We start from the raw sequence: 26,983 nt of genomic DNA on the forward strand, positions 1-26,983 counted from the left end.
CCCGGAAGCGGGAGAACAGCTGGTGTGATTGGCGCCCGCGCGTGCTCATGGTGCATATTGGGACGCGACAGCGACTGGCGGCACGGGGATGGCAGTGACCATCGGGGAGCTCGTCGTGGGACGTCGACCGCCTGGGCGCCCACGGGTGCAGGAGTTCTCATGTCTGCCCGACTTCTCCCTGGCAAGCCCGTCGCCGACGCCGTCCTGGAGGACGTCACCGCGCGCGTCGCCGCACTGAAGGCCAAGGGCGTGACGCCCGCGCTCGCGACGATCCTGGTCGGCGACGACGACGCGAGCGCCGGATACATCCGCATCAAGCAGAAGCAGGCCGGCGAGCTGGGCTTCGTGTCGCCGCACGCGCACCTGCCCGGCGACGTCACCCAGGAGGAGCTGGAGCGGGTCATCCGCGGCTTCAACGACGACAAGGACGTGCACGGCCTGCTCGTGCAGTACCCGATCCCGGGCCACCTCGACTACGACCGGGCGCTGCAGGTGATGGACCCGGACATGGACGTCGACGGCCTCCACCCGCTGAACATGGGGCGGCTCGCGCTCGGCCTGCCCGGCCCGCTGCCGTGCACACCGGCCGGCATCGAGGCGCTGCTCGCCCACTACGACATCCCGGTCGCCGGCCGCGAGGTCGTCATCCTCGGCCGCGGCGCCACGCTCGGCCGTCCCCTCGCGATGCTGCTGGCGCAGAAGCGGCCGACCGCGAACGCGGCCGTCACCGTCGTGCACACCGGCGTCGCCGACTGGCCGCGGTACACGCAGCGCGCCGACGTGCTGATCGCCGCCGCCGGCGTGCCCGGCATCATCCAGCCGGAGCACGTCAAGCCGGGCGCGGTCGTGGTCGGCGGCGGCGTCCGCTACGAGGGCCGCCGGATCCTGCCGGACGTCGACGAGAGCTGCGCCGAGGTCGCCGGCGCGATCACCCCGCGGGTCGGCGGCGTCGGCCCGACCACGGTCGCGATGCTGTTCCGCAACGCGGTCGCGGCCGCGGAACGCGCCACCGCCTGACCCGTTCACGCCCGGGAGCACACCGTGCTCCCGGGCTGTTTCGGTTGCGGGCCGTGAGAGGGTTTCCCGCATGCGAGGCATGACGGGGAACTTCGAGGTCCATCTGACCGGGCGCGCGGACGACCACCACCGGATGGCCGAGGTCGCCGCACCCGAGGGCATGAAGTTGACCGACATCGTCCTCGACCGCGGGCGCACCCCGGCACAGCCGATGCTCACCTTCACGCTCAAGGGTTCCTGGGACGAGGTGCGCGCCCAGGTGCAGGACCGCCGGCACCGGCTCGCCCAGCACGGGGTGTACGCCGTCCGGGAGAAGATCGAGGCGGATCCGAACAACCCGGCCGTGCCCCGGACGGACGCGGACGCGGCCGCCGATCCCGACCACCGGTACTTCGAGCACCACCTCAAGCTGCGACTGCCGGACGCCGCACCGGATCGGCTCGCCGCGATCACCGCGCTCGTCACCCCGCACCAGGCCCGGCTGTCCCGCAACGCCCGGCGCCGCGACGCCGACGGCGAGCACCGGTTCGTCACCCAGCGCTGCCACCGGGTGGGCCGGATCACCGCCCGGTCCCGGCTGGCCGCGCTGCGCGACGCGCTGGCCGGCTACGAGATCGTCGAGGTCGAGGAGGAGTACGTCGTCCACGACACCGCGCTGCACCTCGACGACGGCTGGCTCGATGCACCGGCACCGCCGGCCCGCTCCGCACCGCCGCCCCGGCCGGGCCGGGCCGGCACCCCGCCACCTACCTGCCGATCGAGCCCGGCACGCCCGGCGTCCGGCAGCACGCCGTCTTCGAACCGCGGATGGCCGTCCACATCCAGGAGGCGATCAAACCGGGTGAGCCGGTCTTCGACGACCCGCAGCGGGCCGCCCGCTGGCTCGGCGCCCGCCGCGCCGCCATGCACCGTATGCTGCACGCGATCGCCGGGTCCGAGTGGGCGACGCAGGTCGTGCTGCGCGGCAGCGTGGCGCTCCGGGCCCAGCTCGGCGACGCCGCCCGCGAACCCGGCGACGTCGACCTGGTCGTCATCCCGGAGACCGTGGCGGACCACCCGGACCTGCGCGAGTTCCTGACCGCGGCGGCGCCCGTGCCGGAACGCGTCCGTTGGGAGATCATCTGGGCGTACGACGACGCGCCCGGCTGGCGGCTGGTCTGCCCGGTCCCGGTCGACGGGGCACCGGACACGTCCGTGCAGATCGACGTCGTCTTCGGCGAGGCGCTGCCGATGGCCCCGGAACCGCTGGCCCTGGCGCCGGACACGGTCGTGCTCGCGGCCCCGCCGGCGCTCGCGCTCGGCTGGAAGCTGCGCTGGCTGGAGTCGGACTCCTACCCGCAGGGCAAGGACCTCTACGACGCGGTACTGCTCGCCGAGCACACCACGGTCGACCCGGCGATGGTCCGGGACCTGCTCCGCCCGGAGATCATGCACGAGGCCGACCGGTTCGGGCCGGACTCGGTGGAACGATGGTCCGTCGACTGGGACAACTTCCGCCTGGAATATCCGCACATCACCGGCGACGACAGCGCCTGGAAACAACGCCTGATCACCGCACTGCGCCGGTCGTACGGGATGGACTAGCGTCGACGCGTGAGCCTGATCGAGCTGCACGAGGCCGCCGGCTGCGAGCCGGTGGTGTGGGGTCCGGACCGGACACGGGACTGGTGGCGGGCGTGGACCGCGTCGACGCGGGTGTCCGGCGCGGAGTTCCGGGTGCTGGCCCGCGACACCACCGGCGGGTGCGTGGCACTGTGGCTGGTCGACGCGAACCCGCCGGTCGTCTACCTCGGCGCGGACGGGGAGGCGGCGGTGCTCGCGGCCGACCTCGACGACTACGCGGCGCTGCTGGCCTCCGGGGCGACACCGGGCGCCGCGGCGGCGGCCGGGTTGCCGGCCGTGCGGGCGGCTCAGGCGGCGTACCCGGAGTTCCCGGCGCACGCGTGGCGGCCGGAGCCGGTGGCCGCCATCCGGTGGGCGACCGCCGACGACGCCGAGGACCTCACCACCCTGATCGCCACCATGGGGTACGAGGTGGGCGCGGCCGACGTGGCCGGGCGGCTGCGGACGTTGCCGGACAGCGGGCACGCCGTCTACGTGGCCGTCACCGACCGGATCACCGGATGGGTGCACGTACTCATCTCGCACAGCCTGATCGTCGGCACCCGCGCGGAACTCGGCGGGCTCGCGGTCGCGCAGACGCGGGCCGGGGCCGGGAGCGCATTGCTGGCCACCGCGGAACGGTGGGCGGTACGGCACGGCGCGACCAGCATGTACGTCCGGTCCGGTGCGCACCGCACGGAGGCGCACGGGTTCTACGGCCGGCGCGGCTACACCGTGCGCACCACGCAGCTCGCGCTCACGAAGCCACTGACTCCGCCAGACTGAGCCGGATCACGCCGTCCGCGGCGACCGCGGCGGAACCGGTCACCCGGAACTCCAGCGTGCCGTCCCGCCGGGTGCCGTCCAGCAGCGTCGCGCGGAACCCGACCGTGCCCGGCGACGTGGTGACCAGCTCGGTGCCGCGCACCTCCACGCGCGGCGCGCGCAGCAGCGTCCAGGCCGCCGCGTTCGCGAGCGGCACCGGCGCGGCACGCAGATCGAACGGGCAGTCGGTCATGTACGGGTCGGTCCGCGTCGCACACCGGGACAGGCGCGCGTCCAGCGCGGCCAGCACCCGCCGGTTCCACGCGGCGACGTCCGGCGCGGATGCTGCGCCGTCCGGCGCGGCTACGGCACCGCCCGGCACGGACGCGGTGGTGTCCGGCGTGGACGCGCCCGGCGCCGGTGGGGCGCCGACCGGCTCGGCGGGCGCCGGCATCCGGAGCACGGCGAGGAGGCCGGTGACCGCGACAACGACCAGCGCGGCGACCACCACGACGGCGACGATTCCGGCGCGCGGCCGGGCACGCCGCGGGCCGACCCCGTCCAGGCCCGCCTCAACCGGGCCGCCCGCGACCGGGCCGCCCGCGACCGGGCTGGCTGCCGTTGTGCTCGCCGGCGCCGGGACGGGCGACGCCACGCTCGCCGGTGGCGCGCTTGCCGGCGCCGGGATCGTCGATGCCTCCTGCTGCTGGCGGCCGAGGGCACGCTCACATTCAGCGCTCACCGCCGGCACGTTCGGCGCCGGCACGCTCGCCGGCGTCGTGGTGAGCGCGGGCTGGGGCGGTGCGGAGATGAGGAGCGGCTGCGGGCGCGGAGTCAGCGCGACCGGTCCGTTCTGCTCGCTCGGCGGCACCACGGCGCCGTCGAGCACGGTGATCGCCGTGTCGCCGTCCGGGACGCCGGGCGACCCGGACGAGCCGGGATGCTGCGCGGACAGCGGCGTGAGCTGCCGCGGTCCGCGCACCGGGAACCGGGTGCCGCACTCCGCGCACGTCACGGCGGCATCCGCAGGTCGCGGCGCACCGCACGAAGAGCAGGACATCTCAGGCACCTCGCGCTGGTCCGGGGTTTGGTGCACCGTCGGCACTCCCGAACCGCACCTGAGCAGAAACCCGCCACCGATCCACCCCGCCGCCGAATCCACCGCGCCGGAGGGAGGAACCCCAACGGCCCCCAGCGCATGCGCGGACAGCAGGGACGAGCCCGCTCCGCCGACCGGCCGCCGCTGACGCACCAGCGGCCCGAAGGATCGCCGGCGCACCCAGGGCCGCACCACGGCCGCACCGGGGACGAGCCGCGTCGGCCGCCCGGTGACGCGGCAGCTGCCCGGGAGGTCGTCAGTGGGCCGGGGCCGGCTGTGGGAGCGGGGTGCGCAGGCCCGTGGTGACCAGCAGCGTGACGGTGATGGAGAGGACCGCCATCACCGTGATGCCGATCGCGGCGGACCCGGCCAGTTCGGCGGCCGCGCCGGCCACGGTGGCGCCGACCGCCTGCATGCCCATCATCAGGGACGAGTGCAGGCCGAGCGCCTGGCCGCGCAGGTCGTCCGGGGTCAGCGCGATCAGGCGTTCCTGCAGCACCAGCGTGCCGGAGTAGCCGACCGACGCGACCGCGGTCAGCACGGCCGCGAGCCACAGCGGGAGGCCGGCCGCGAACAGCAGGTAGGGCGCGGCGAGCAGCAGGCGCAGGGCCGCTCCGGCGCGGTCCCGCCACGCGCGGGGCAGGAACCGGCCGGCCAGCACGTCGCCGGTGAGCATGCCGAGCGCGGCCGCGGCCAGCAGGATTCCGGCGTGCGCCGGCGCGTACGGCACGAACAGCGCCTCGGCGCCGACGATCAGGCCGTTCGGGACGCAGAGCGCGACCAGCACGTACCGGCGGGGCACGGACGACAGCAGGCGTGCGTTCGCCCGCCAGGTCGCGGCCACGGACGGCCGCCCGGACGCGCGCGGGCGCCGGGGCCGCAGGCCGAGCAGCGCGGTCGCGGCGCCGAGCAGCTGGCAGCCGGCGGCCAGGGCCAGCACGCCGTGCGGTGGCAGGACGGTGAGCAGTGCGCCGCCGGCCGTGAAGCCGAGGATCTGCACGGATCCGACCGACATGTTGAGCACGGAGCGGCCCAGCAGGTAGCCGTCCGCCGGCACCACCTGGGTGAGCAGGCCGAGCCGGACGCCGCCGGCGACGGACGCGACCAGGCCCATCAGGCCGAGCAGGCCGAACACGGCCGCGAGCGGCAGGCCCGGGATCGCGAGCACGGCCAGGCAGCACGCGGACAGCGCGGCGCAGGTGGCCAGCGCGGCCCGGGGCGGCACCCGGTCCGCGACGGACAGCAGCAGCGTGGCGCCGAGCAGCTGTGCCGCGGCCGGGCCGAACATGCTGATCGCGCTGAGCAGCGGCGATCCGGTGCCGGCGAAGACGATCGTGGCGAGCGCGAGGCCGCCGATCGTGGACGCGGACGCGCCGGCGCACACGACGACGAACAGCGGCGGGAACTCGGGCGTGCGGAACAGCGCACCGTACGTATGCATGATCGGCAGTCTGCGAAGGCCGGCGCGGCGGACGTTAATCTTTCGCGGGGAGGCGAAAGAAACACGATGACGTGGTGGCAGATCGACACCGAGACGCTGGCCGGTGCCCGGTTCGTGATCTCCCCGGTGGCGGAGGCGACCGGCGCGCTGCTCCGCCTCCACAAGGGCGGCGGTGATCATGACTTCGTCGCGGCGCACCGGGCCGCGTACCGCCGGTGGATCGACGACCGGCCCGACCTGCGACTGGTGCTCGCGGCGTCGCTGCGGCCCGGCTGGCTGGCCGATTTCGTCGCGCCGCCGCAGGCGGTGACGGAACGCCCGATCGCGGAGGAGATCGACCGGATCCGCCGGACCCCGGACGCGCACGCCCACGCGGACATCGCCCGGGCGCTCGCGCTCACCGGCGGCCCGTCACCGCCGGACGTGCTCGGCGCGCTGGCCCCCGGCCCGCTCGTCGCGGAACTGCTGGAATGGGTGTGGGAGACGACCATCGCGCCGGACTGGTCCCGCCGCCGGCGGATCCTGGAGGCCGACGTGGTGGCCCGCACCCGGCAGCTCACCCAGGGCGGCTGGGTGGCCGCGCTCGCCGACCTGAAGGCGGACATGCGCTGGCTCGGCAACGGTCGCCTGCAGATCAACGCGGCCCGGTACCCGCCCCGCGAGGTCTCCGGCACGCTGCTGTTCGTGCCGATCACGGTCGGCCGCGGCTGGGTCGCCGGCGACGAACGCGACCGCGGCCGCCAGGCGATCACCTATCCGGCGTCCGCGCCGCTGGCCCTGACCGGCCCGTCCCGGCCGGCCCCGGACGCGCTCGCCCGGCTGCTCGGCCCGGTCCGCGCCCGGCTCCTGATGCTGCTCGACCCGCCGAAGTCGACCACGCAACTGGTCGCGCTGACCGGCCTCGCGCTCGGCAGCGTCGGCCGCCACCTGGCCATCCTGCTCGACGCCGGCCTGGTCCTGCGCCGGCGCTCCGGCCGCTCCGTCCTCTACTCGCTGACCGCCGCCGGCCGCACCCTGATCGACGCGGCCGCGGCCACCGGCGGGTCCCCGGCCCAGGCCTGACGACCCCACACCCAGAATCTTCTCTTCCCGCTCCCGGCGTGGCCCGGTCCGCACGCTCCCGCGGGCCAACCGCGCCGAGGGCTCCGGCTCCGCCGGCGCTCCGCTCCGCCCGCGGCGGCGGAGCCGGTCCCGCCGTGGCCGGGACAGAACCGCGGCTGCCGTCGCCGCTCACGGGCCGCGACGGCGGCAGCCGGTCCCGCCGCGGCCCGGACGGAACCACGACCCCGTCGCCGCTGATGTGCGGCGCCGGAGCGGTCACGTCTCGGCCGGGGCAGAACCACGACTGCCGTCGCCGCGGCACGCGCCGCGACGGCGACCGGTACCGGGTTTGTGGGCCGGCCGCCCGCCCAACCGGCAGGGAGGAGCGCCAGCGACGACCGGTGCCCGCGGGAGCACTGGGTAGGTGACCACGCCGGGAGCGGGACGAAAGGTGTGTGGGTCCTGCGTCTCGCCGCCGGCGGGTCGTGGGCTCAGAGGACCGGGACCAGCATCTCCTCCTCGTAGCGCAGGTGCGCCTCCAACTCGTCGATCAGGCGCTCCACCTGCGGCAGCGGGTTGTCGGTGCGGACCGCGGCCTCCAGTTCGTCGATCAGGGCGGCGATCTTCACATGTTCGGCGGTGAGCCGTTCGATGACCGGGGCCAGCTCGGGTGAGCGGGCCACGACGGCCGGGAAGATGCCGCGGTCCTCGCCGCGGTGGTGGACGTGCAGGCCGCCGCAGACCGCGAGGCAGTTGACGCGCAGTTGCGCGCCGAGTGCCGGGCCGGCGGCGGCGACCTCGGACCGGACCAGCGCGAGTTCGCGGCGGAACGAGTCGTGGATCGCCTTGAGCGTCTCGCCGAACGACGTGCCGGCGCGTGGCGGGCCCTCCGACGCGTTGCGCAGCGCGACCACGGGCAGGACGCGTCTCGTGGTGCGCTGGTAGTCGCCGTAGCCGGGCTGGGCCTCGACGATCCGGGCGAAGAGCCGTTCGCGCTCCGCACCGGTGATCACCTCGGCGACGGCCGGGTAGGTGAAGATGCCGTCCTCGACGGTGACCTTCGGGTCGGCCCGCAGGTTGTGGTACCACGCCGGGTGCCGGTCGGCGCCACCCGCGGAGGCGACCACGAGCAGGCGGAACTCGTCGTCCGGCAGGTAGCCGAGCGGGGTGGTGTGCGGGCGCCCGGTGCGGGCGCCCGTCGTGGTGAGCAGCAGCAGCCGGGCGTCGCCGAAGAGCGCGATCCGGCCCCGGTTGGCCCGGAACTCCTCGATGTTGCGGCTGTTGAAGTCGTCAGACACGCGCGCTGTATCCCCTGTCTGTTTCGCGGCGCTCGGAAAGGAGGCGTGAAGGTGCAGACAGAGGAGGGGCGGGCCACGGGCCCGCCGAAGGATCACGCGCCGGCCGGGCGCCCGATCCGGTAGTGGCCAAAGGCCGACCCGGCAGTCACGGTTCGTGACTGTAGTGGCGCACGGGTGGCTCAGCAACCCCGTTTTCGACGGTGCTCAGCTCAGCAGTCCCTTTTCCCGGAGGTGGTCGAAGATGATCCGGTCGACCGGGGACGTACGGTCCCGGTCGGCGTAGGTCAGCCACACCACCTCGGCGATCTCCGCGGCCGGCCTCAGCGCGCCGGTGTAGTCCGCGGTGTAGCAGGTCATCCGGACCAGCACGTCCTCCGCGTGGCCGTGCGCCCGGGCCTCGAACACACCGGCCGGGACCGCGGTCGCCGGATCGACGGTCACGGTCAGCTCCTCCGCGATCTCCCGGGTCAGCGTGTCCAGGTCGGACTCTCCCGGTTCCCGCTTGCCGCCGGGGAAGTAGAAGACGTCCTTGCCGTGCGAGCGGGTGGAGAGGATGCGGCCGTCCTCGATCCGGAGCCAGGCGACCTTGTCGATGATGCGCATGCGCCACATCCTGCCTCGCCCGGGCCGCCGCGACCCGAAAGGGTGTGGCGCGGCGTGCGGTCCACCGGAGGGTGCGCAGCTCACCGCGTTGTAGTCTGGCGCCCGCATGGCACCTGACCCGATTCACCCGAGGACATGATGACCCTCCCGATCCCCCCGGACGCGCAAGGCCTGCTCATCCGCACCGACTTCACGGACGACGCGGCCTGGGACACGTTCCGCAAGACGCTGCAGCGTCACCTGGACGACTACCGCGCGTCGATGATGTTCCTCGACGACCGCGCGCACGACGGTCTCACGCCCGGCGGCCTGGTCCGGCTGGCCGAGGGCGACGAGGACCTGGCGATCGCGTTCCTGGTCGACGGCGAGGCGCTGCGCGACCCGGAGTACCCGGTGGTCGCGGTCGACCTCGCCGACGAGCCCGGGCGCGCGTTCCGGGTCATCGCGGACGAGGTCTTCAGCGTGCAGACGAACCTCGACCTGGCCACCACGGACTTCGCCGGCTACGCCCGCGCGGCCGGCCGGGGTGGCGTCTACCGCGGCGGCGTCTGACCGCTCCCGCTTTCAGGGGCCGCCCGGCGCCGGGGCCCGTGCACCGGGCGCACGTCCGGGCGGTCCCGGCACGGGGTTTCCGCACGACGGAGCCGTGGGAGCTGTAGCGGCCGGGCGGGTGTGGGACATGTGAGGGATGTGAACCCATCCACCCCCGATCCAGCGGGCGCGTTCCGGGAACTGTTCCGGGACACGTACGACGATCTGCTGCTCTTCGTGGAGCGCCGGACACATCCGGCGGTCGCGGAGGACGTGGTCGCGGACGTGTTCCTGGTGGCCTGGCGGCGCTTCGCGGACGTACCTGTCCCCCGTGACGAGGCCCGTGCCTGGCTGTTCACGGTCGCGTACCACACGATGCGCAACTCGCGCCGCAGTGACCATCGGCAGCAGAGTCTCGCGCTGCGCATCCTCCGGGAGCCGGACACCGTCGCCCGCACCGAGTCCGACCGGGTCGCGGCCCGGCTCGACCTGGTGCAGGCCTGGCGGCACCTGAGCCCGGACGACCAGCAGGTCCTGACGCTCACCGTGTTCGAGGACCTGACCGGGTCGCAGGCGGCGAAGGTCCTCGGCATCACGCGGGCCACGTTCAGCGTGCGGTTGATGCGTGCCCGGCGGCGTCTGCGCCGGCACCTCGACCAGGCCGGCCCGATCCCCACCCCGTCCACCGCCCCCAACGCCGCCGCGGGCCGCGTTGCCGAGACTGGAGCCTCCGCATGAACCGTCCCGACGTCTTCTCCGCCCTGCGCGACGCGGCCGAGCCGGTGCCGTCCCGCGTGCACTCCGTGTCCGCGCAGGCGATGGCGGACCGGATCGTCGCCGCCGCGCCGGCCCCGATGCCCCGCGGCGCGGTGCCGGGAGCGACGGTGCGCCGGACCCGGCTCGCGCTCGCGGCCGGCGTGGTGGCGGTGGCCGCGGTCGGCGCCACGATCGCGGTGCCGCACCTCGGCGCCGAGCCCGCGTTCGCGTCCTGGACGCCGGCACCGGCACCGCTGCCCGCGGCCGAGGCGACCGCGATCGTCGACGACTGCGTGCCCGCGGCCGGCTACTCGCTGGACGAGGCGCGCGCCGGCCGGGTGATCGGGGAGACCCGTGGCGACTACGCCTACCTGAGCGTGATCACCGACGGGTGGACCATCGCCTGCTTCCGTGCCGCGGACGGCGCGATCCTCTCGCCGAGCCAGTTCGAGGCCCCGGTCACCGCGGCCGAGCTGGGCCGGACCGGCGTGGAGATGCAGGCCTGGCCGCAGTTCCGGACGGCGGAGGGCCACGCCCGCCTGATGACCGGCCGGGTCGGCAGCGACGTCACCGCGGTCACCGTCACGATCACCGGCTCGGACTCCCGGACCGTCCAGGCGTCGCTGCAGGACGGCTACTTCCTGGTCTGGTACCCGGAGGGCGTCGAGGAGTCGTCCACCAACAGCACCGCGCTCACGCTGACCCTCACCGACGGCACCACCATCCCGAGCATCTCGGCCCGCGACCTGCACGACGCGCCGCGTCTGGGCTGATCCGCCGCGCGCCGGGCGGCCGGGACCTCGCACGGGGTCCCGGCCACCCGGCCGGCCGGCGGGTCCTCAGAAGTGCCAGCCGGGGACGTCGGACGGGTTGCGGTCCGCGGGTCCGACGTAGGCCGCGGACGGGCGGATGAGCTTGTTGAGGGTCTTCTGCTCCAGGATGTGCGCGCTCCAGCCAGCCGTGCGCGCGCACGTGAAGAGCGGGGTGAACAGGTCCGCGGGGACACCGGCGAAGTCGAGGACGATCGCGGCCCAGAACTCGACGTTGGTCTCCAGCACCCGGTCGGGCTTGCGCTCCCGCAGCTCGGCCAGCGCGGCCTCCTCCAGCGCCAGCGCGACCTCGTACCGCGGCGCGCCCAGCTCACGGGCGGCGGCACGCAGGACGCGGGCCCGGGGGTCCTCGGCGCGGTAGATGGCGTGACCGAAACCCATCAGCCGGCGGCCGGAGTCGAGGACCTGCCGGACGTACCCGCGGGGGTCACCGGAGTTCTCCACCTCGGTGACCATCTCCAGCGCGCGGGACGGTGCGCCGCCGTGCAGCGGGCCGGACATCGAGGCCACGGCGCCGGAGAGCGCGGCCGCGACGTCGGTGCCGGTGCTGGCGATGACGCGGGCGGTGAACGTGGACGCGTTCATGCCGTGCTCGGCCGCGCAGATCCAGTAGCGGTCGATCGCCTCGACGTGGCGCGGGTCCGGGTCACCCTGCCAGCGGATCATGAAGCGTTCGGTGATGCCGCGGCCCTCGTCGATCCGGCGCTGCGGTACGGCGGGAAGACCGACGCCGCGCGCGGCCTGGGCGACGAACGACAGCATCATGCCGGACGTGCGGGCGAGGTCGGAGCGGGCCTGCGCGTCGTCGATGTCGATCAGCGGGCGCAGCCCCCAGTACGGCGCCATCATCGCGGTCGCGGCCTGGATGTCGGCGCGGATGTCACCGGAGTGGACCGGCAGCGCGAACGGTTCGGCCGGCGGCAGCGGGCTGGTGAAGTCGCCGTCGGCGAGCAGGCCCCACACGTCCGCGAAGCCCGCCCGGCCGATCAGCTTCTCCACGTTGATGCCGCGGTAGCGCAGCGCGCCGCCGTCGCGGTCCGGTTCGGCGATGCGGGTGTCGAACGCGACGACGCCGGCCAGGCCCGGGTTCACGGTAGTCATGTGTTGACTGTCGGCCAGCACAATCAACCTGTCAATGTTGATCCAGTCAACATGAGAAGATGGCCACATGCGCATGCTGACCACCGATGAGGTCGCCCGGCGGCTGGGCGTCAAGCGCACCACCGTCTACGCCTACGTCAGTCGTGGACTGCTCGCCGGGCGCCGCAACGCCAACGGCAAGGAGACGCTGTTCGCGGAGGCGGACGTGCGCGCGTTCGAGTCCGCCCGCGGGCGTGCCGCGGAGCGTCCGGGCGCCCCCGCCGTGCACACCGGCATCACGCTGATCACCACGAACCGCCTCTTCTACCGGGGGTACGACGTGAGCGCGCTCGCCCGCGACGAGCGGTACGAGGCCGCCGCCGGGCTGCTGTGGACCGGCGAGCTCGGCGACCCGGCACCCTTCCCGCCGGTCCCGCCGCGGCTGCTCACGCTCGCCCGGGCGGTCACCGCTCCGCTGCCCGCGACCGCGCGCCTCACCGACCGGCTCCGGATCGTCGTCGCGGCGCTCGGCGCCACCGACCCGCTCCGGCTCGACACCACCCCGGCCGCGGTCGTCGCCACCGCGCGCACGCTGATCCACACCATGGTGGCCGCGCTGCCGGAGCGCGCCGGCCCGGCCGGCGACGGTCTCGCGGCGCTGCTGTGGAGCCGGCTCACCGCCACCGCACCGTCCGGCGCGGACGTGTCCGCGCTGAACGCCGCCCTGGTGCTGCTCGCCGACCACGACCTGGCCGCGTCCACGTTCGCGGCCCGGGTCGCCGCGTCGACCCGGGCCCATCCGTACGCGGTGGTCGGTGCCGGGCTGGCCGCGATGGACGGCCCGCTGCACGGCGCCGCCAGCGGGCTCGCGGCCGAGATGCTGCGCGCCGCGATCGACAGCGGTGACCCGCTCGGCGCGATCGCCGACCGGCTGCGTACCGGCGGCGGCGTGCCCGGGTTCGGCCACCCGCTCTACCCGGAGGGCGACCCGCGCGCCGCCGTGCTGCTCGGCCTGCTGCCGGCCGACTCGGCGGAGGCCACCGCGGTCGCCGCGATCGCCACCGCCATGCACCGGCGGGCCGGCGTCGCACCCAACATCGACCTGGCGCTGGCCGCGTTCACGCTGCGGCACGACATGGCGGACGACGCCGGCGAGGCGATCTTCGCGGTCGCGCGCACGGCCGGGTGGATCGCGCACGCCATCGAGGAGTACGCGGACCAGCCCAGCCGGTTCCGCCCCAGCGGCCGCTACGCCGGACTGCCCCCGCTCAACGGCGGCACGCTGCACCCGTGACCGGCGCGCCGCGGCACGGCATCAGTTGCCGGCCCCCAGGTGCGGCATCATGGCCGCCGGGTAGCGGTCGCCGCGGGCCGAACCCTTCGGCACGGCCGCCTCGATCGCGGCCAGCACGTCCGGGCCCAGGTCCAGGTCGACGGCGGGCAGCGCCTCGGCCAGCCGGCCGCGGGTGCGCGCGCCGACCAGCGGCACCACGTCGTCGCCCCGCGCCGCGACCCAGGCGATGGCCAGCTGCGCGACCGTGCAGCCCCGCGCGTCCGCGACCCGGCGCAGCGCCTCGACCAGCGTGAGGTTGTGCGCCACGTTCCCGTCGGCGAACCGGGGCGAGAACACACCGCGCACGTCACCCGGCCCGGCCACGTGCCCGGCGCGCCAGTGCCCGGAGATCAGCCCCCGGCTGAGCACGCCGTACGCGGTCAGCCCGATGCCGAGCTCGCGCAGCGTGGGCAGGATCTCCGCCTCCACCGCGCGGGAGATCAGCGAGTACTCGATCAGCAGGTCGGCGATCGGCGTGACCGCGTGGGCCCGCCGGATCGTCGCCGCGTCGACCTCACCGAGACCGGCGTGCCGGACGTACCCGGCGTCGATCAGGTCCTTGATCGCGCCCATCGTCTCCTCGACCGGCACGGCCGGGTCCAGCCCGGCGGGCCGGTACACGTCGATGTGGTCGACGCCGAGCCGGGCGAGCGAATAGGTCACGAAGTTGCGCACCGCCGCCGGCCGGTGGTCCATCGGCCCGAAGGCGTGGTCCGGCCCGCGCAGCGAGCCGAACTTGACGCTCAGCAAGTAACCGTCCCGGTCCCGGCCGCGCAGCGCCTCGGCCAGCAGCAGCTCGTTGCGGCCCATGCCGTAGAAGTCCGCGGTGTCGATCAGCGTGATGCCCGCGTCCAGCGCCGCGTGCACGGTGGCGATGCTCTCCGCGCGGTCGGCCGTGCCGTAGAAGTCGGACATGCCCATCGCGCCGAGTCCCAGCGCGGAGACGGCCGGTCCGGTCGTGCCCAGGTGTCGTGTCTGCATGCGGTCTCCCCTGTCGTGTGGACGTCACCACCGTGCGCCGGGATCGCGCCCGGCGGGAGCGGAGCGCTCATCGTGGGAGCGGCCCTCCCTGGATGCGCCGCACGGCCCTGGGCACCATGGGTGCATGCAGCGTGACCAGCTCGCCGACTTCCTCCGCCGGCGCCGGGAGGCGATCCGGCCCGCCGACGCGGGCATCGAGGGTGGTCCGCGGCGCCGCACCGCCGGCCTGCGCCGCGAGGAGGTCGCGATGCTCGCCGGCATGTCCGTCGACTACGTCGTCCGCCTCGAGCAGGGCCGCAGCAGCCAGCCCTCCACGCAGCTGCTGACCGCGCTGTCCCGCGCGTTGCGGCTCACCGACGACGAGCGTGCGCACCTGTTCCACCTGGCCGGTCACCAGCCGCCGCCCACGTCCGGCGCCGCCCGGATCGCCCGCGGCGGCCTGCTGCGCATGCTGGATCTGCTCGGTGACAACCCCGCCTGGGTGACCTCCGATCTCGGCGAGGTCCTGGCGCAGAACCGCGCGTCCCGGCTGCTCCTCGGCGACCTCACCGGGTTCGCCGGCGACCGCCGGTTCCTGGTCCACCGCTGGTTCACCGAGCCCGCCGCCCGGGAGATCTATCCGGTCGCCGCCCGGGCCGTCCAGTCCCGGCGTCTCGTCTCCGACCTGCGCGCCGTCTTCGGCCGGCAGCCCGGCGACCCGGTGATCACCGGGCTGGTCACCCGCCTCGCGGCGGCGAGCACGGAGTTCCGCCGGCTCTGGGCCGCGCACGAGGTGACGGTCGGCCGGGCCGACCGGAAGGTGCTGGTGCACCCGACCGTCGGCACCCTGCTGATGGACTGCGAAACGCTGCTCACGCCGGACCTCGGCCAGCTGCTGCTGCTCCTCACCCCGGCGGACGCCGCAACCCGGGAGAGCCTCGAACTGCTGCTCGTGCTCGGCACCGAGACATTCCCCGCGGGCGGCCTCTAACATCGACCGGCATGGTGCGAATGCCGTGGCGGCGCAGACCGGCCACCCTGGACGAGTGTGCGGCGCGGCTGGCGGAGGCGATCGCGATGTCGCGCGGCGGTGCCCGGCCGGCCGAGTCGGAGGCGCTGCTCGACCGGCTGGTCGCGGACGCGACCGTGGCGGAGACCGCGGCCCGGGGCACGGCCGGGCACGCCGGTCTCCAGCGGGTGCTGGGCCGCGCGCTGTGGCGGCTCGCGCAGGTGCGGCACGCCGCCGGCCGCCCGGCCGCCGCGCTGCAACCGGCCCGCCTGTCGGTCGCGTTCGCCGTCGCGTACCTCGACCGGCTGACGGCCGGGACCCCACCCACCGGCGACGGTACGGACGGCGCCCGGCCGGCGCACGGCTCGGCCACCCGGCACCCCGGCGCCGACCGGCCCGCGCGGCCGCCGGCCGGTGCGACGGACCGGACCGGCGACGATGCGCCCGCACGGCCGCCGGCCGGTGCACCGGGCCGCCTCGACGACGATTCGCTCCCGTGGTGGCCGGCCGGCGCGCCGGGCCGGACCGGCGACGATGCGCCCGTGTGGTGGCCGGCCGCCGCCGGGGACCGGCCCGGCGGGGTGACCGGACGGTGGCCGGACGCGCGGGTGGAGGCGCTGGAGCACGTCGTCGTCCACCTGTGTGACGCCGGTGAGATCGCGGCCGCGGCCGGGCAGCCGGACGAGCGCGTCACGCTGCTGGGCGAGGCGATCCGCCGGGGTGAGCACGCCACCGAGGACCCGGTGCGCCGCGCGGTCGGCACCGCGCTGCACAACCTGGCGAACGCGCACGCCGCCACGCTGTCCCGGGGCGCGCGACCGCCGCGGCTGCTGGCGGAGGCGGCCACGCTGGCCGACCGGGCCCGGACGCTGCGCGCCGCGTTCGTCACCGAGGCCGATCCGATGACCGTCTGGGAGTACGCGAACACGCTGGTCATGTGCGCCGGCGTGGCCGCGCTGGGCCGGCGGTGGGCGGACGGCGTGGCCCACCTGTCCGAGGCCGCGCCGCTGCTGTCCCGGCTCGGCCCGCCCGCGTCGGAGATCGCGTCGCGGGCCGGCCGGCACGCGCAGTTGATGCGGATGGCGGCGCCGCGGACCGTGGCGCGAGCGCGGGCCGCCGGCCGCTGGCCGTACTGAACCCTTGCCTTTCCGATCGATCGTTCTCTATCCTGAGCGCTCGGAAAGCGCTTTCCAGAAGCGCGTCAAGGCGTGCCCGCCACCTCGCCCAGGGTGCCGGGGCACACGCCGTACGCCATCAGGCGAAAGGGATCGACACGTGAAACCACGAGCGGCTCTCGGAATCGGGACGGCCGTCGCCGTCACCGCGATCGGCGGTGCACTGGCCGTCGCGATGCCCATGCAGGCGAACGCGGCGACCGGTGGCGTCACCGGATTCGCCACCCAGAACGGCGGCACCACCGGCGGCCAGGGCGGGCAGGTCGTGTCCGCGAGCACCGGCACCGCCATCCATGCTGCGCTGTGCAACCGGGCCAGCAGCAGCACGCCGATCATCATCCAGGTGTCCGGCACGATCAACCACGGCAACACGACGAAGGTGTCCGGCGACAGCTGCAACACCGCGGCCGGGGTGATCGAGCTGAAGGACATCAGCAACGTCACCATCCTCGGCGTCGGCTCGGGCGCGGTCTTCGACCAGCTCGGCATCCACATCCGCAACTCGAGCAACATCATCATTCAGAACGTGACCGTGCGGAACGTCAAGAAGTCCGGATCGCCCACGTCGAACGGCGGCGACGCGATCGGCATGGAGAGCGCGGTGCGCAACGTGTGGGTCGACCACGTCACGCTGGAGGCGTCCGGCGGCGAGGACGAGGGCTTCGACGGCCTGTTCGACATGAAGGACGACGTCGAGTACGTCACGCTGTCCTACAGCATCCTGCGCAACTCCGGCCGCGGCGGGCTGATCGGCTCCAGCGAGAGCGACACCGGGAACAACTACATCACGTTCCACCACAACGCGTACTCGAACATCGACTCGCGCACGCCGCTGCTGCGGGGCGGGACCGCGCACATCTACAACAACTCGTACACGAACCTGGTCGAGTCCGGGATCAACTCGCGGGCCGGCGGCAAGGCGAAGGTGGACAACAACTACTTCAAGGACTCCAAGGACGTCCTGGGTACGTTCTACACCACCGAGGCCGGCTACTGGCAGGTCAGTGGCAACATCTTCGACAACGTGACCTGGTCGGCCGCGAGCGGTGACCACAAGCCGGCCGGGCCGAACGTCACGTCGACCACGACCGTGAGCATCCCGTACGCGTACACACTGGACGGCGCGAGCTGCGTGCCGAACATCGTGGCCCAGACCGCGGGCGCGAACAAGGGCCTGCAGGTCTCCAACGGCAACTGCGTGCCCACGTCGCCGACCGGTGGCCCGGTCACGCCGCCGCCGACCACGGGCGGCCCGACGACCCCGCCGCCGACCACGGGCGGGCCCACCACGCCGCCGCCGTCCGGCACGAACCTCAGCCTCTCCGCCGGCGCGGACGGCTCCAGCAAGGCCGCCGGCACCAGCTACGGCAACGTCAAGGACGGCGATCCGGCCACGTACTGGTCGCCGAGCGGGACGACCGGCTCGATCTCGGTCAAGTGGTCGTCGGCCACGTCCGTCTCCCGGATCAACATCCGCGAGGCGGCCGGCGCGACCGGGCTGATCGGGGCGTACCGCGTGCTCAACGGCGACACCGGCGCGGTGCTGAAGACCGGGTCCGGCGCCGGCGTGATCACGTTCGGCGCCACGTCGGCCAAGAAGATCACATTCGAGATCACGGGCGCGTCCGGTACGCCGAGAGTGGCGGAGTTCGAGACCTACGCCTCCTGACGATCGAGCACCGAACGGACGGGGGTCGCCGCACGGCGGCCCCCGTCCACCGTTGCGTGCGCGCCCGGTCGGCGTTCACGCTCGCCCATTGCAACAACTGCGATGCGCCGGTTGCGTTGCGGATAGGGCCATTGCAATGATTGCAGCGAATCTACCAGCTAAGTTGGCTCGATTTCCCTCTTCCGGTGTTTCGCTTGGGCGCAAGGCAACGTAGCGTTTCTCAGGTCGGAAACATGCGTCGCCACTGAGGGAGCACCGCACATGAGCAGCCAGGACCGCCCGGACCTGCGGAAGGCCATGGAGACGTTCGTCGGCGCCGGCTTCGCCGGGATGCAGCTGCGCGTCCGCGACGAGCGGGGCGAGTGGGCCGGCAGCGCCGGCGTGCGCGAGCTCGGCGGCACCGCGGAACCGCCGGTCGACGGCCACTTCTGGGCCGGCAGCGTCACCAAGACGTTCACCGCCACCGCCGTCCTGCAGCTCGTCGCCGAGGGCCGGACCGACCTGGACACGCCGGTCGCCGGTCACCTGCCCGGACTCGGGCTGGACGAGCGGATCACGCTGCGGATGCTGCTGCGGCACACCAGCGGCGTGTTCAACTACACCGGCGAGTACTACGAGGACGGCACGTTCGCGCCCGGCATCCCGGCCACCGGCAAGGAGTGGGTGGACACCCGGCTGCGCGCCTACCGGATGCGGGAACTGGTGGAGCTGGCGCTGGCCAAGCCCGCCCGGTTCGCGCCGGGCACCGGCTGGAGCTACTCCAACACCAACTACACGCTGGTCGCGCTGCTGATCGAGGCGGTCGGCGACGGCTCCTTCGGCGACCAGCTGGACCGGCGGATTCTGCGCCCGCTCGGCCTGCGGGACACGGTGCTGGCCGGCGAGGTGACGGACCTGCCCGAGCCGTACGCCCACGGCTACCACCGTTACCGGGACGGTGAGGACTGGGTGGTCACCGACGTCTCCCGCCAGAACCTGTCCATGCTCCCCGCCGCCGGCGGCGCCATCTCGACCACCCGCGACCTGGCCACGTTCTTCGCCGCGCTCAACGCCGGCACGCTGCTGCCCGCGCCGCTGCTGGCCGAGATGCGCACCCCGCACGGCCCGATCGACTACGGTCTCGGCATCTTCGTGCAGCAACTGAGCGAGGACGTCACGGTCTACCACCACAACGGCGGCGCACCCGGCGGCTACGGCGCGCTGATGTACAGCACCCCGGACGGCACCCGCACCATGACCGCCGGCATCACCATGGGCGACGTCCCCGCCGACCCGGCCGAATTCTTCCCGGCCGCCCTGGACACCCTGGTCCGGACGGTCTTCACCGCGTGACGAGGGCGGTGGTCGTCGCGGATCGATCCGCGACGGCCACCGCGGCTCCGGCGCGGCGACCGGAGCGAGGAGTCGCGTCGCTACGACACCGTTCTCGCCGAGACCGTCGCGGTGAACCCGGTCGGCACCGTCGGGGCGGAGTCGGACGGCGCCAGGAACCGGACCGCTACCGTCGCGTCCAGGGTGATCACCAGGCGGGTGAGCCGCCCGGCCACGATCTCGACCGGGACGGTGCCGGGCGTGACGGCAACCTCCGGCGTGACCCGCGGCGGCGGCACGTGCGCCCAGGCCGCGCCGATCGGTGCCGGCACCGGCGGGCGGGGTGTGACGGTCAGCGTGTGCGGTCCGGCCGGCAGACGGTACGCCCAGGTGAGGAAGCCGAACGGCTGCGGCCGGCCGTCGATCGTCAGCGCCGGTGCGGGCACCCAGGAGTTCGGGTCCCGGTCGATCGGTATCAGGCCGGTGCGGCCGTTCCAGATGTAGCGCTCCGCCAGCACGCACGTCACGACGAGCGCGCCGTGCCCGGTGCCGGCGTCGGCCAGGCCGGCGGGCGCGTCACCCTCGGCGAGGAACATGACGTCGCGCGGCGTCGCGCGAGCCTCGGCGGAGACGGCGACGCGGTAGCGACGGTCCAGGCGGCGTTTGATCCGGCTGATCGCCAGCACGCCGACGAACGGCCCGGCGAGCCCGAACACGAGGAAGAACCACTTCATCGGGGTGCTGTTGTCATCCGGCCGGAGCAGCAGAAGCAGCAGGAGCGTGCCGTAGACGACGGTGACGCTCACGTGCAGACCCGGACCGGAGCCCATCCGGCGGCCGGCCGGGGCCGGCACGAGAACGCCCTGCGAGACGCTCCCGAACGTGGCGGGGGTCCAGAACTCCAGCTCGGCGACCTCACCGGCGTGCACCCGGACCGCACGCACGGACGCGATGACCGCGTTGTGCCGCACCTCGGCGCGGTGCTCACCCGGCGCGACGAACGCGACCGCCCGCCCGATCCCGGACCACAGCGGCGTGTCGTCGATGCCGACCTGGTGCCGGTGCCCGTAGTGCGGCGGGTCGGTGGCGCGGTTGCGCAGCCACACGGAGATCCCGGCCGTTCCGGGCGGCGGCTGCGGCGCCGGCGCACCGGGTGGCCACTCCACGACCGGCGCGCCGGCGAACGCGGTGATGCCCCAGGGCGCGCTCATGCCGAGCGGTCCAGGACCGTGTCGATCCGCTCGTCCGACATCGAGGGCTGATCGCTGTTCTTCGCGCCCTGCCAGACCATGCCCCACATGGCGGGCGAGTAGGTCAGGCCGTCGGCCGCGACACCGCCGGCGATCTTGAGGATCGCGGACATCGCGAAGCCGGAGCCCGCCGTGTCGACCACGCTCGCGCCGACCTTGCCCACCAGCGACGCCGGCATGATCTTCTGAAGCACGGCGCCGATCTTCCAGATGATCTGAACGACCTTGTTGATGATCCGGATCGCGCGGGTGGTGCCGGTCGCGATCTGCACGGTCGTCGCGGTCGCCGCGGCGGCCACGGAGGCACCGGCGCTGGGCACGGCCAGGCCGAGCGCGAGCGCCCACTCGATCAGCGCCCACTCCACCACGGACGCGATGATGCTGATGATCAGCGACTGCGCGACGCCCATCAGCTTGGAGAAGAGCATCAACAGGTCACCGACGGTGCCGGCCTCGGCGCCGGTCGCCTCGACCGCGTATGCGAACTCCCGCAGCAGGGCCCGTGCCGCGTCCGCGTCCTGGCCCTTCCACTCGATCAGGTCGTCGTCGACCGCCTGCCGGATGGCAGCGGACAGCGGCGCGAGCGCCGCGCCGATCGCGGCCCACTGCTTGGCGTGCGGCTCCATCCGCTCGGCGTTGCCGGTGACCAGGCTGAGCGCGTCCTCCAACGGCTGGAAGAAGTCGATCACGAAGGTGAGCCCGGCCGAGATCAGCCAGTTCAGCGGGTCCATTCCGAACGACAACGCGTTGAAGCCCAGGTCGGTGATGCCGGCCGCGATGTCGGCGACCTCACCGTCGTGGGAGAAGCCGTCCATCAGCGACTTGGCCGCGCCGCCGAGCGGGACGACCGAGTCCCAGCCGGTGTCGATCACACCGCCCGCGTACGGGGAGCCGGTGTTCTCGTCGTTGGAGAGGTACGCGTCGGCCATGTCAGCTACCCCCGGCCAGCTTGTCCAGGAACCGCTTGAACGCGGCCGCGGTCGCCTCGTCCAGCTGCCGGTGGTTGTCGGCGGCCGCCTGGATCGCCTTGCCCTGCGCGCTCAACGCCTCCGCGATCTTGCCGATGTGCTCGTCCGCCCCCGTCGCCTTCGACTCGTACATCAACCGCAAGGGCTGGCCGAGCAGGCCCCACAGCACCGGCTCCGGGTGTGCGTCCCGGAGCGCGCCGTGGATCTGGGACGCGCTCGTCGACAGCGCCTCGAACACCTGCGCGGTGCTGGTCAGCCTGTCGGTCGGCACGTAGATGCCGTCACTCACGGCGGTCCTCCCTCTCCTCGATCCGCTCGCGCGTGTGCTCCGGGATGGCGTCCTCGACCATCGGCCGCACCCGTCCGGTGCCGAGCGACTCACCGAGCGCGGTCATCTTCAGCGCGCGGTCCGCCTGCGCCTCCCGGATCGCGGTCAGGATCATCTCGGCCAGGTACGCGCCGTGGCGGAGCGCCGAGTCCGGGATGTCCACGTCGGTGACCGCGCCGTTCGGGTCGATCCGGACGCGGACCGCGCCGTCGAGCGACCGACCCTCGCCGGTGAGTTCGCCGGAGTGTGCGACGAACTCCTCGTACCGGTCGATGACCTGCTGATTGCGCCGCCGGAGACGGTCGACCAGCGCCCGCACCTCGTCCGCGCCGGGCATCGTGGTCACGCGGTGCCGTCCATCTCCGCGCGCATCGCGGCCGGGCTGGGCAGCGGCGCCAGCGGGTCCGGCACGCCGGGGCCGCGCTCGCCGAGCAGGTCGGTGAGCGTCTCCCGCAGTTCCACGGCCATCCGCGCGTTCGCCGCCGTGATCGTGCGGACCACCAGCTCGCCGAGCTCCGCGCCGGTCAGCCGGAACGCGCGCGGCGTGAGCCGCAGGTCGCGGACCACGCCGTTCGGGCCGGCGACCACGGTGACCTCGTGATCCGCGCTGGTCACCTCCACGGCGGCGGTCGCCACCGTTTCCCGTACCCGCCGGGCACGTTCCACCATCGCTGCGGTGTCCACGCCGTACCTCGCTGATCCTGTCCGTCCGTGTGCGCGGTGACGGTAGGCCAGGCGTGCCAGGCCTGACCTGCGCGTGCGGGCACGGCGAGGGACGAAGCGGACGTCAGCCGGCCGGGTCTGAGACGTGGATCACGGAGGATCGCCGGTAGGAGCCGAGCGTCAGCCCGAGCACGGCCCGGAACTCGTTGGCCAGGTGCGCGTGGTCGCTGTAGCCCAGGTCGGCGGCGATGTCGGCGAGCGTCACGGACGGGTCGGCGCGCAGTCGCACGGCCGCCTCCTGCAGCCGCCGGCGCCGGATCATGGCCAGCGGCGGCAGTCCCACGTACCGTGCGGCGAGCCGCTGGAGGGTGCGCGCGGACAGCCCGAGCCGGCCGGCCGCGTCCTCGACCGTCCGGATCTCGGAGTCGGCGTCGATCAGGTCGGCCATCTCGTTGGCCAGCCGCGCCTCCCGGGGCGGCGGCGGGACCGTCGCCGCCAGCCACTCGGCGAACACGTCCGGCGCGGCGTCCGGCCCGGCGTCCCGGACCGCGGCGACCAGGTCGGGCGCGTCGACCACGGTGGACGCGTCGCGCAGCGCGGCCGGGTCGGCGGTGAAGTGCGGGACCGCGGCCGGGCGCAGCAACGCGCCCACGGCCCACCCGGTCCCGCGCAGGTCCCGGTGCGAGGTGCGCGTCGACGGGCCGGCCAGCTCCACCGCCGTACCCTCGACGACCAGGTTGCAGGCCGGGAACGGGAGCAGCTGCTGGCGGGAGCTGCGCCCCGGCTGGATGTCCCACCGCGGGATCCAGAACCAGCGCACCAGCTCCGCGACGGCGGCCGGGGCGGGCACCCGGGTGAACGTGGGCAGCCGCGCCGGGTAGAGCACACCTCGCAGCGGGTGCTGTCGCGAATCTTCAAGACCGTCCGGCATCGGCATACCTAGCATCGTGTCTCATGACGGAAACCACGACCGCGGCCACCGGCGAACACACCACCGACGGCACCCCGCACGGCGCCACCAGCCTCACCCCGTTCCTGGCCGTCGCGGACGCGAAGGGCGCCATCGAGTTCTACCGTGACATCTTCGGCGCACGCGTCGTCGACGTCACGGAGATGGGTGGGGTGGTGGCGCACGCGGTGCTGGACTTCGGCGCCGGCCTGCTGCAGATCGGCGAGCCGATGCCGGAGTTCGGCCTGGTCCCGGCCCCGGCGGGCGACCAGGACTGCTACTCCATCGGCCTGTACCGCCCCGACGTCGACGCCGTGGTGGAGCGGGCGGTCGCGGCCGGCGCCACCGTCCGGGAGGCCCCGGCGACGTTCGTCTCCGGTGACCGGTTCGCCAGCATCCGTGATCCGTTCGGGGTCCGCTGGTCGGTGATGACCCGCGTCGAGGACCTCTCCGAGGAGGAGAGCGCCCGCCGTGTCGCCGCCTGGGCCGCGCAGCAGGCGTGATACGTTCGGGCCGCCGTGCGACCGCAGCGACCCGAGGAGGTGAGACCCATCAACGCCACCGAGACAGTGACGATCCGGGCCTCCCTCCCCCGCATGGCCTGAGGGAGACGCCCGCGTACTGCGCGAAAGGCAGTCATGCGTTTTCTCTCCGAGACGTCGGCCGACGGCGTCCGTGAACAGCTCTTCACCCTCGACGGCCGGCCCGGCGTGCTCTGGACGCCGGACGACTCCACCGGCCCCCGCCCGCTGATCCTGCTCGGTCACGGCGGCGGCCAGCACAAGCGGGCACCGGGCGTGCTGGCCCGCGCGCACCGCTTCGTCACCGGCGGCGGCTTCGCGGCCGCCTGCTTCGACGTGCCGGGCCACGGTGACCGCCCGACGGACCCGGAGTTCGACCGGATCGCCACCGAGAACCAGGCCCGCGTCGAGGCCGGCGAGCCGGTCGCGCCGCTGATCGCCGCGTTCCAGGCACTCGTCGCCCGGCGGACCGTGCCGGAGTGGCGGGCCGGGCTCGACGCGCTCCAGGCGCTGGACGTGGTCGGGCCCGGGCCGGCCGGCTACTGGGGCGTGTCGCTGGGCTGCGGTCTCGGTGTGCCGTTCGTGGCGGCCGAGCCGAGGGTCCGGGCGGCCGTGCTCGGGCTCGGCGGCGCGCTCGCGTCCGCGGCGGAGGCCGCGCGAATCACCGTACCGGTGGAGTTCCTGGTGCAGTGGGACGACGAGCGGGTGCCCCGGGACCAGGCCCTGGCGCTGTTCGACGCCCTCGGTTCCGCCGAGAAGTCGCTGCACGCGAACCCGGGCCCACACGCGACGATCCCACCGTACGAGACGGAGAGCAACCTGCGGTTCTTCCGCCGCCACCTGTAGGCACGCCGGCCGGCGACGCTCACCGCGCGCAGCAGCGGTCCGCGCACCCGTCGGCGCCGGCCGGTGCCGGTCCGGTGACCGGGGGCCGCGGTGCGCAGCAGGCGTCGCCGCGCCACGCCTCGCGGCCCTCCTTGACCGCGACCGCGGCGATGACCAGTGCGGCGACCGGATCGGCCCAGCCCCAGCCGAACAGGCTGTTGACGACGAGGCCGACGAGCAGGACCGCGGACAGGTACGTGCAGAGCAGGGTCTGTTTCGAGTCGGCGACGGCGGTGCGGGAGCCGAGCTCGCGGCCGGCCCGGCGCTGGGCGTGGGACAGGCCGGGCATCACGGCCAGCGACACCGCGGCCAGGACGATGCCGGCGGTGGAGTGCGCGGCCTCGTCACCGCCGAGCAGCGCGCGCACGGACGCGACGCCGACGTAGGCGGCGAGCGCGAAGAACGAGACCGCGATGACGCGCAGTGCGGTCCGTTCCCGCCGGCCCGGGTCCGCGCCGGCGAACTGCCAGGCGACCGCGGCGGCCGACGAGACCTCGATGACCGAGTCGAGACCGAATCCGATCAGGGCGGTCGAGCCCGCCACGGTGCCGGCGCCGATCGCGACGACGGCCTCGACGACGTTGTAGCCGATCGTGGCCGCGACCAGCCAGCGGATCCGCCGGGTCAGCAGCGCCCGCCGGCCGGGCGCGGGCCCGGCCGGGACGACCGGGAGCAGGGGCAGGCTCATCAGCAGCACCCCTCGGCCGCGGCGTCGGGGCAGGCGGCCGGGTCGACGGCCAGCACGAGGCCGAGCAGGTCGCCGAGCGCGTGCCGGATGCGGTCGTCGGTGAGCTCGTAGCGGGTGCGCCGCCCCTCCGGGACCGCGACGACCAGGCCGCAGCCGCGCAGGCAGGCCAGGTGGTTGGACAGATTCTGCCGGGTGACGCCGATCAGCTCGGCCAGCTCGGCCGGGTATCCGGGTGCGTCGCGCAGCGCGAGCAGCAGGCGCGCGCGGGTGGGGTCGGACAGGGCGTGGCCGAAGCGGGCCAGGATCTGCCCGTGTGTCGCCGTCTCCATGCGGCAGACAGTACAGCATCGGCTGTATTCAGCGAGCGCTGTACCCGTACATCGCCTTTAAATAGATCATATTTGACATCTATAGTCATGGATGTAACGCTGCTGGAAGCGCTCCCAACCAGACATCTACGTCGAAGAACGGAGGATGCGCCATGCGTACCCCTAAGTCCGGACAGTCCGGCAAGCGCCCAGCCACCCGGGCGTTGGTACTTCTGTTCACCGTGATGGCCGGACTGCTGCCCTGGGCGGCTCCGGCGCAGGCACACGGAAACATCGTCGACCCCGCCTCCCGGGCCTACCAGTGTTGGAAGACCTGGGGCGCGGACCACATGAACCCGGCCATGCAGCAGCAGGACCCGATGTGCTGGCAGGCATGGCAGGCCAACTCGGACACCATGTGGAACTGGATGAGCGCGCTGCGGGACGGCCTCGGCGGCCAGTTCCAGGCCAGGACGCCGGACGGCCAGCTGTGCAGCAACGGCCTGGCCCGCAACGACAGCCTCAACCGGCCGGGCGCGTGGAAGACCACCAGGGTCTCGAACAACTTCACCGTCCACCTGTACGACCAGGCGAGTCACGGCGCTGACTACCTCCGGGTCTACGTGAGCAAGAACGGGTTCAACCCCGCCACGCAGTCGCTCGGCTGGGGCAACCTCGACTTCATCACGCAGACCGGGCGGTACGCGCCGGCGACCGACATCCGGTTCAACGTCAACACGTCCGGATACACCGGTCACCACCTGCTGTTCGTCATCTGGCAGGCGTCGCACAGCGACCAGGCCTACATGTGGTGCAGCGACATCACGTTCGGCTGAGCACCTGACGCTGAGCACCTGACACGGCACGGCCGGCTCCCGTCCGGGGGCCGGCCGCACCGTGTCC

General features: G+C 73.9%; 30 protein-coding genes and 1 riboswitch. Of the genes, 16 read left to right on the forward strand and 14 right to left on the reverse strand.

Going from position 1 to position 26,983, the window contains the following annotated elements:
• The first annotated feature begins 61 nt into the window (after window positions 1-61).
• Window positions 62-144: riboswitch (ZMP/ZTP riboswitch) on the forward strand.
• A gap of 15 nt (window positions 145-159) precedes the next feature.
• From J2S44_RS41080 to J2S44_RS41095, 4 genes are all read left to right on the forward strand, one after another.
• On the forward strand, window positions 160-1,017 hold the full coding sequence (locus J2S44_RS41080) for a bifunctional 5,10-methylenetetrahydrofolate dehydrogenase/5,10-methenyltetrahydrofolate cyclohydrolase (RefSeq protein WP_310428776.1): 858 nt from the start codon (window positions 160-162) through the stop codon (window positions 1,015-1,017).
• Between the two features lie 70 nt (window positions 1,018-1,087).
• Window positions 1,088-2,095: a hypothetical protein gene (locus J2S44_RS41085; protein WP_310428778.1), complete on the forward strand. Its 1,008-nt coding sequence runs from the start codon at window positions 1,088-1,090 to the stop codon at window positions 2,093-2,095.
• Window positions 1,987-2,601: a nucleotidyl transferase AbiEii/AbiGii toxin family protein gene (locus tag J2S44_RS41090; RefSeq protein WP_310428781.1), complete on the forward strand. Its 615-nt coding sequence runs from the start codon at window positions 1,987-1,989 to the stop codon at window positions 2,599-2,601. The genes J2S44_RS41085 and J2S44_RS41090 overlap by 109 nt, the downstream gene beginning before the upstream one ends.
• 9 nt (window positions 2,602-2,610) lie before the next feature.
• Window positions 2,611-3,405 carry a GNAT family N-acetyltransferase gene (locus tag J2S44_RS41095; protein ID WP_310428783.1) on the forward strand — a complete coding sequence of 265 codons (795 nt, stop codon included), beginning with the start codon at window positions 2,611-2,613 and terminating at the stop codon, window positions 3,403-3,405.
• Here J2S44_RS41095 and J2S44_RS41100 read toward each other — a convergent pair.
• A complete protein-coding gene (locus tag J2S44_RS41100) occupies window positions 3,377-4,399 on the reverse strand; it encodes a hypothetical protein (RefSeq protein ID WP_310428785.1) in 1,023 nt (340 codons plus the stop codon). The genes J2S44_RS41095 and J2S44_RS41100 overlap by 29 nt on opposite strands.
• A 340-nt stretch (window positions 4,400-4,739) precedes the next feature.
• Window positions 4,740-5,924: an MFS transporter gene (locus J2S44_RS41105; protein WP_310428787.1), complete on the reverse strand. Its 1,185-nt coding sequence runs from the start codon at window positions 5,922-5,924 to the stop codon at window positions 4,740-4,742.
• 66 nt (window positions 5,925-5,990) lie between these two features.
• On the opposite strand from J2S44_RS41105, the gene J2S44_RS41110 reads away from it, so the two are divergent.
• Window positions 5,991-6,986: an ArsR/SmtB family transcription factor gene (locus J2S44_RS41110; RefSeq protein ID WP_310428789.1), complete on the forward strand. Its 996-nt coding sequence runs from the start codon at window positions 5,991-5,993 to the stop codon at window positions 6,984-6,986.
• Window positions 6,987-7,456: 470 nt separating this feature from the next.
• Here the strand turns inward: J2S44_RS41110 and J2S44_RS41115 are convergent, their stop codons facing one another.
• Window positions 7,457-8,263, reverse strand: coding sequence for a nitroreductase/quinone reductase family protein (locus J2S44_RS41115; protein ID WP_310428790.1), 807 nt, complete (start codon window positions 8,261-8,263; stop codon window positions 7,457-7,459).
• 204 nt (window positions 8,264-8,467) lie between these two features.
• Window positions 8,468-8,866 carry an NUDIX hydrolase gene (locus tag J2S44_RS41120; RefSeq protein WP_310428792.1) on the reverse strand — a complete coding sequence of 133 codons (399 nt, stop codon included), beginning with the start codon at window positions 8,864-8,866 and terminating at the stop codon, window positions 8,468-8,470.
• Window positions 8,867-9,004: 138 nt separating this feature from the next.
• Between J2S44_RS41120 and J2S44_RS41125 the strand changes: the two genes are divergently transcribed.
• The 3 genes from J2S44_RS41125 (at window position 9,005) to J2S44_RS41135 (ending at window position 10,926) form a co-directional block, all read left to right on the forward strand.
• On the forward strand, window positions 9,005-9,418 hold the full coding sequence (locus J2S44_RS41125) for a DUF6924 domain-containing protein (RefSeq protein ID WP_310428794.1): 414 nt from the start codon (window positions 9,005-9,007) through the stop codon (window positions 9,416-9,418).
• Window positions 9,419-9,556: 138 nt separating this feature from the next.
• Entirely contained in the window at window positions 9,557-10,135 is a 579-nt protein-coding gene (locus tag J2S44_RS41130; RefSeq protein ID WP_310428796.1) for an RNA polymerase sigma factor, read from the forward strand.
• Window positions 10,132-10,926 (forward strand): hypothetical protein, encoded by a 795-nt coding sequence (locus J2S44_RS41135; RefSeq protein ID WP_310428798.1) that lies wholly within the window; start codon window positions 10,132-10,134, stop codon window positions 10,924-10,926. Before J2S44_RS41130 ends, J2S44_RS41135 begins: the two co-directional genes overlap by 4 nt.
• A gap of 66 nt (window positions 10,927-10,992) precedes the next feature.
• On the opposite strand, the gene J2S44_RS41140 is transcribed toward J2S44_RS41135, so the two are convergent.
• Window positions 10,993-12,084, reverse strand: a complete 1,092-nt coding sequence (locus tag J2S44_RS41140; RefSeq protein ID WP_310428800.1) for a citrate synthase 2 — start codon at window positions 12,082-12,084, stop codon at window positions 10,993-10,995.
• A 67-nt stretch (window positions 12,085-12,151) separates the two neighbouring features.
• Between J2S44_RS41140 and J2S44_RS41145 the strand changes: the two genes are divergently transcribed.
• Complete coding sequence (locus tag J2S44_RS41145) at window positions 12,152-13,357, forward strand: citrate synthase (protein ID WP_310428802.1); 1,206 nt, start codon at window positions 12,152-12,154, stop codon at window positions 13,355-13,357.
• Between the two features lie 21 nt (window positions 13,358-13,378).
• Here the strand turns inward: J2S44_RS41145 and J2S44_RS41150 are convergent, their stop codons facing one another.
• Window positions 13,379-14,377 carry an aldo/keto reductase gene (locus J2S44_RS41150; RefSeq protein WP_310428804.1) on the reverse strand — a complete coding sequence of 333 codons (999 nt, stop codon included), beginning with the start codon at window positions 14,375-14,377 and terminating at the stop codon, window positions 13,379-13,381.
• Window positions 14,378-14,501: 124 nt separating this feature from the next.
• Here J2S44_RS41150 and J2S44_RS41155 point away from each other — a divergent pair, with 124 nt between their 5' ends.
• The 4 genes from J2S44_RS41155 (at window position 14,502) to J2S44_RS41170 (ending at window position 19,541) form a co-directional block, all read left to right on the forward strand.
• Window positions 14,502-15,347 (forward strand): helix-turn-helix transcriptional regulator, encoded by an 846-nt coding sequence (locus J2S44_RS41155; RefSeq protein WP_310428805.1) that lies wholly within the window; start codon window positions 14,502-14,504, stop codon window positions 15,345-15,347.
• Between the two features lie 11 nt (window positions 15,348-15,358).
• Window positions 15,359-16,501: a serine/threonine-protein kinase gene (locus J2S44_RS41160; RefSeq protein ID WP_310428807.1), complete on the forward strand. Its 1,143-nt coding sequence runs from the start codon at window positions 15,359-15,361 to the stop codon at window positions 16,499-16,501.
• Between the two features lie 214 nt (window positions 16,502-16,715).
• Window positions 16,716-18,209 carry a pectate lyase family protein gene (locus J2S44_RS41165; protein WP_374728057.1) on the forward strand — a complete coding sequence of 498 codons (1,494 nt, stop codon included), beginning with the start codon at window positions 16,716-16,718 and terminating at the stop codon, window positions 18,207-18,209.
• A gap of 261 nt (window positions 18,210-18,470) precedes the next feature.
• On the forward strand, window positions 18,471-19,541 hold the full coding sequence (locus tag J2S44_RS41170; protein ID WP_310428811.1) for a serine hydrolase domain-containing protein: 1,071 nt from the start codon (window positions 18,471-18,473) through the stop codon (window positions 19,539-19,541).
• 80 nt (window positions 19,542-19,621) lie between these two features.
• Here J2S44_RS41170 and J2S44_RS41175 read toward each other — a convergent pair whose 3' ends face one another.
• From J2S44_RS41175 to J2S44_RS41200, 6 genes are all read right to left on the reverse strand, one after another.
• Complete coding sequence (locus J2S44_RS41175; RefSeq protein ID WP_310428813.1) at window positions 19,622-20,731, reverse strand: hypothetical protein; 1,110 nt, start codon at window positions 20,729-20,731, stop codon at window positions 19,622-19,624.
• Window positions 20,728-21,699: a hypothetical protein gene (locus J2S44_RS41180; RefSeq protein ID WP_310428815.1), complete on the reverse strand. Its 972-nt coding sequence runs from the start codon at window positions 21,697-21,699 to the stop codon at window positions 20,728-20,730. The genes J2S44_RS41175 and J2S44_RS41180 overlap by 4 nt, the downstream gene beginning before the upstream one ends.
• A 1-nt stretch (window position 21,700) precedes the next feature.
• On the reverse strand, window positions 21,701-22,027 hold the full coding sequence (locus tag J2S44_RS41185) for a hypothetical protein (protein ID WP_310428817.1): 327 nt from the start codon (window positions 22,025-22,027) through the stop codon (window positions 21,701-21,703).
• A complete protein-coding gene (locus tag J2S44_RS41190) occupies window positions 22,020-22,403 on the reverse strand; it encodes a YbaB/EbfC family nucleoid-associated protein (RefSeq protein WP_310430138.1) in 384 nt (127 codons plus the stop codon). Before J2S44_RS41190 ends, J2S44_RS41185 begins: the two co-directional genes overlap by 8 nt.
• 5 nt (window positions 22,404-22,408) lie before the next feature.
• Window positions 22,409-22,750 (reverse strand): YbaB/EbfC family nucleoid-associated protein, encoded by a 342-nt coding sequence (locus tag J2S44_RS41195; protein WP_310428819.1) that lies wholly within the window; start codon window positions 22,748-22,750, stop codon window positions 22,409-22,411.
• Between the two features lie 103 nt (window positions 22,751-22,853).
• Complete coding sequence (locus J2S44_RS41200; RefSeq protein ID WP_310428821.1) at window positions 22,854-23,666, reverse strand: AraC family transcriptional regulator; 813 nt, start codon at window positions 23,664-23,666, stop codon at window positions 22,854-22,856.
• Window positions 23,667-23,683: 17 nt separating this feature from the next.
• Between J2S44_RS41200 and J2S44_RS41205 the strand changes: the two genes are divergently transcribed.
• Both J2S44_RS41205 and J2S44_RS41210 read left to right on the forward strand, forming a co-directional pair.
• Window positions 23,684-24,181, forward strand: coding sequence for a VOC family protein (locus tag J2S44_RS41205; protein ID WP_310428823.1), 498 nt, complete (start codon window positions 23,684-23,686; stop codon window positions 24,179-24,181).
• Window positions 24,182-24,316: 135 nt separating this feature from the next.
• Window positions 24,317-25,045, forward strand: coding sequence for an alpha/beta hydrolase family protein (locus J2S44_RS41210; RefSeq protein ID WP_310428825.1), 729 nt, complete (start codon window positions 24,317-24,319; stop codon window positions 25,043-25,045).
• 19 nt (window positions 25,046-25,064) lie between these two features.
• On the opposite strand, the gene J2S44_RS41215 is transcribed toward J2S44_RS41210, so the two are convergent.
• Both J2S44_RS41215 and J2S44_RS41220 read right to left on the reverse strand, forming a co-directional pair.
• Entirely contained in the window at window positions 25,065-25,772 is a 708-nt protein-coding gene (locus J2S44_RS41215; RefSeq protein ID WP_310428827.1) for a cation efflux transmembrane domain-containing protein, read from the reverse strand.
• A complete protein-coding gene (locus tag J2S44_RS41220; protein WP_310428828.1) occupies window positions 25,772-26,101 on the reverse strand; it encodes an ArsR/SmtB family transcription factor in 330 nt (109 codons plus the stop codon). The genes J2S44_RS41215 and J2S44_RS41220 overlap by 1 nt, the downstream gene beginning before the upstream one ends.
• Window positions 26,102-26,253: 152 nt before the next feature.
• Between J2S44_RS41220 and J2S44_RS41225 the strand changes: the two genes are divergently transcribed.
• Window positions 26,254-26,916, forward strand: coding sequence for a lytic polysaccharide monooxygenase auxiliary activity family 9 protein (locus tag J2S44_RS41225; RefSeq protein WP_310428830.1), 663 nt, complete (start codon window positions 26,254-26,256; stop codon window positions 26,914-26,916).
• The last annotated feature ends 67 nt before the right edge of the window (window positions 26,917-26,983 follow it).

This window comes from Catenuloplanes niger, assembly GCF_031458255.1.
GTDB lineage: Bacteria > Actinomycetota > Actinomycetes > Mycobacteriales > Micromonosporaceae > Catenuloplanes > Catenuloplanes niger.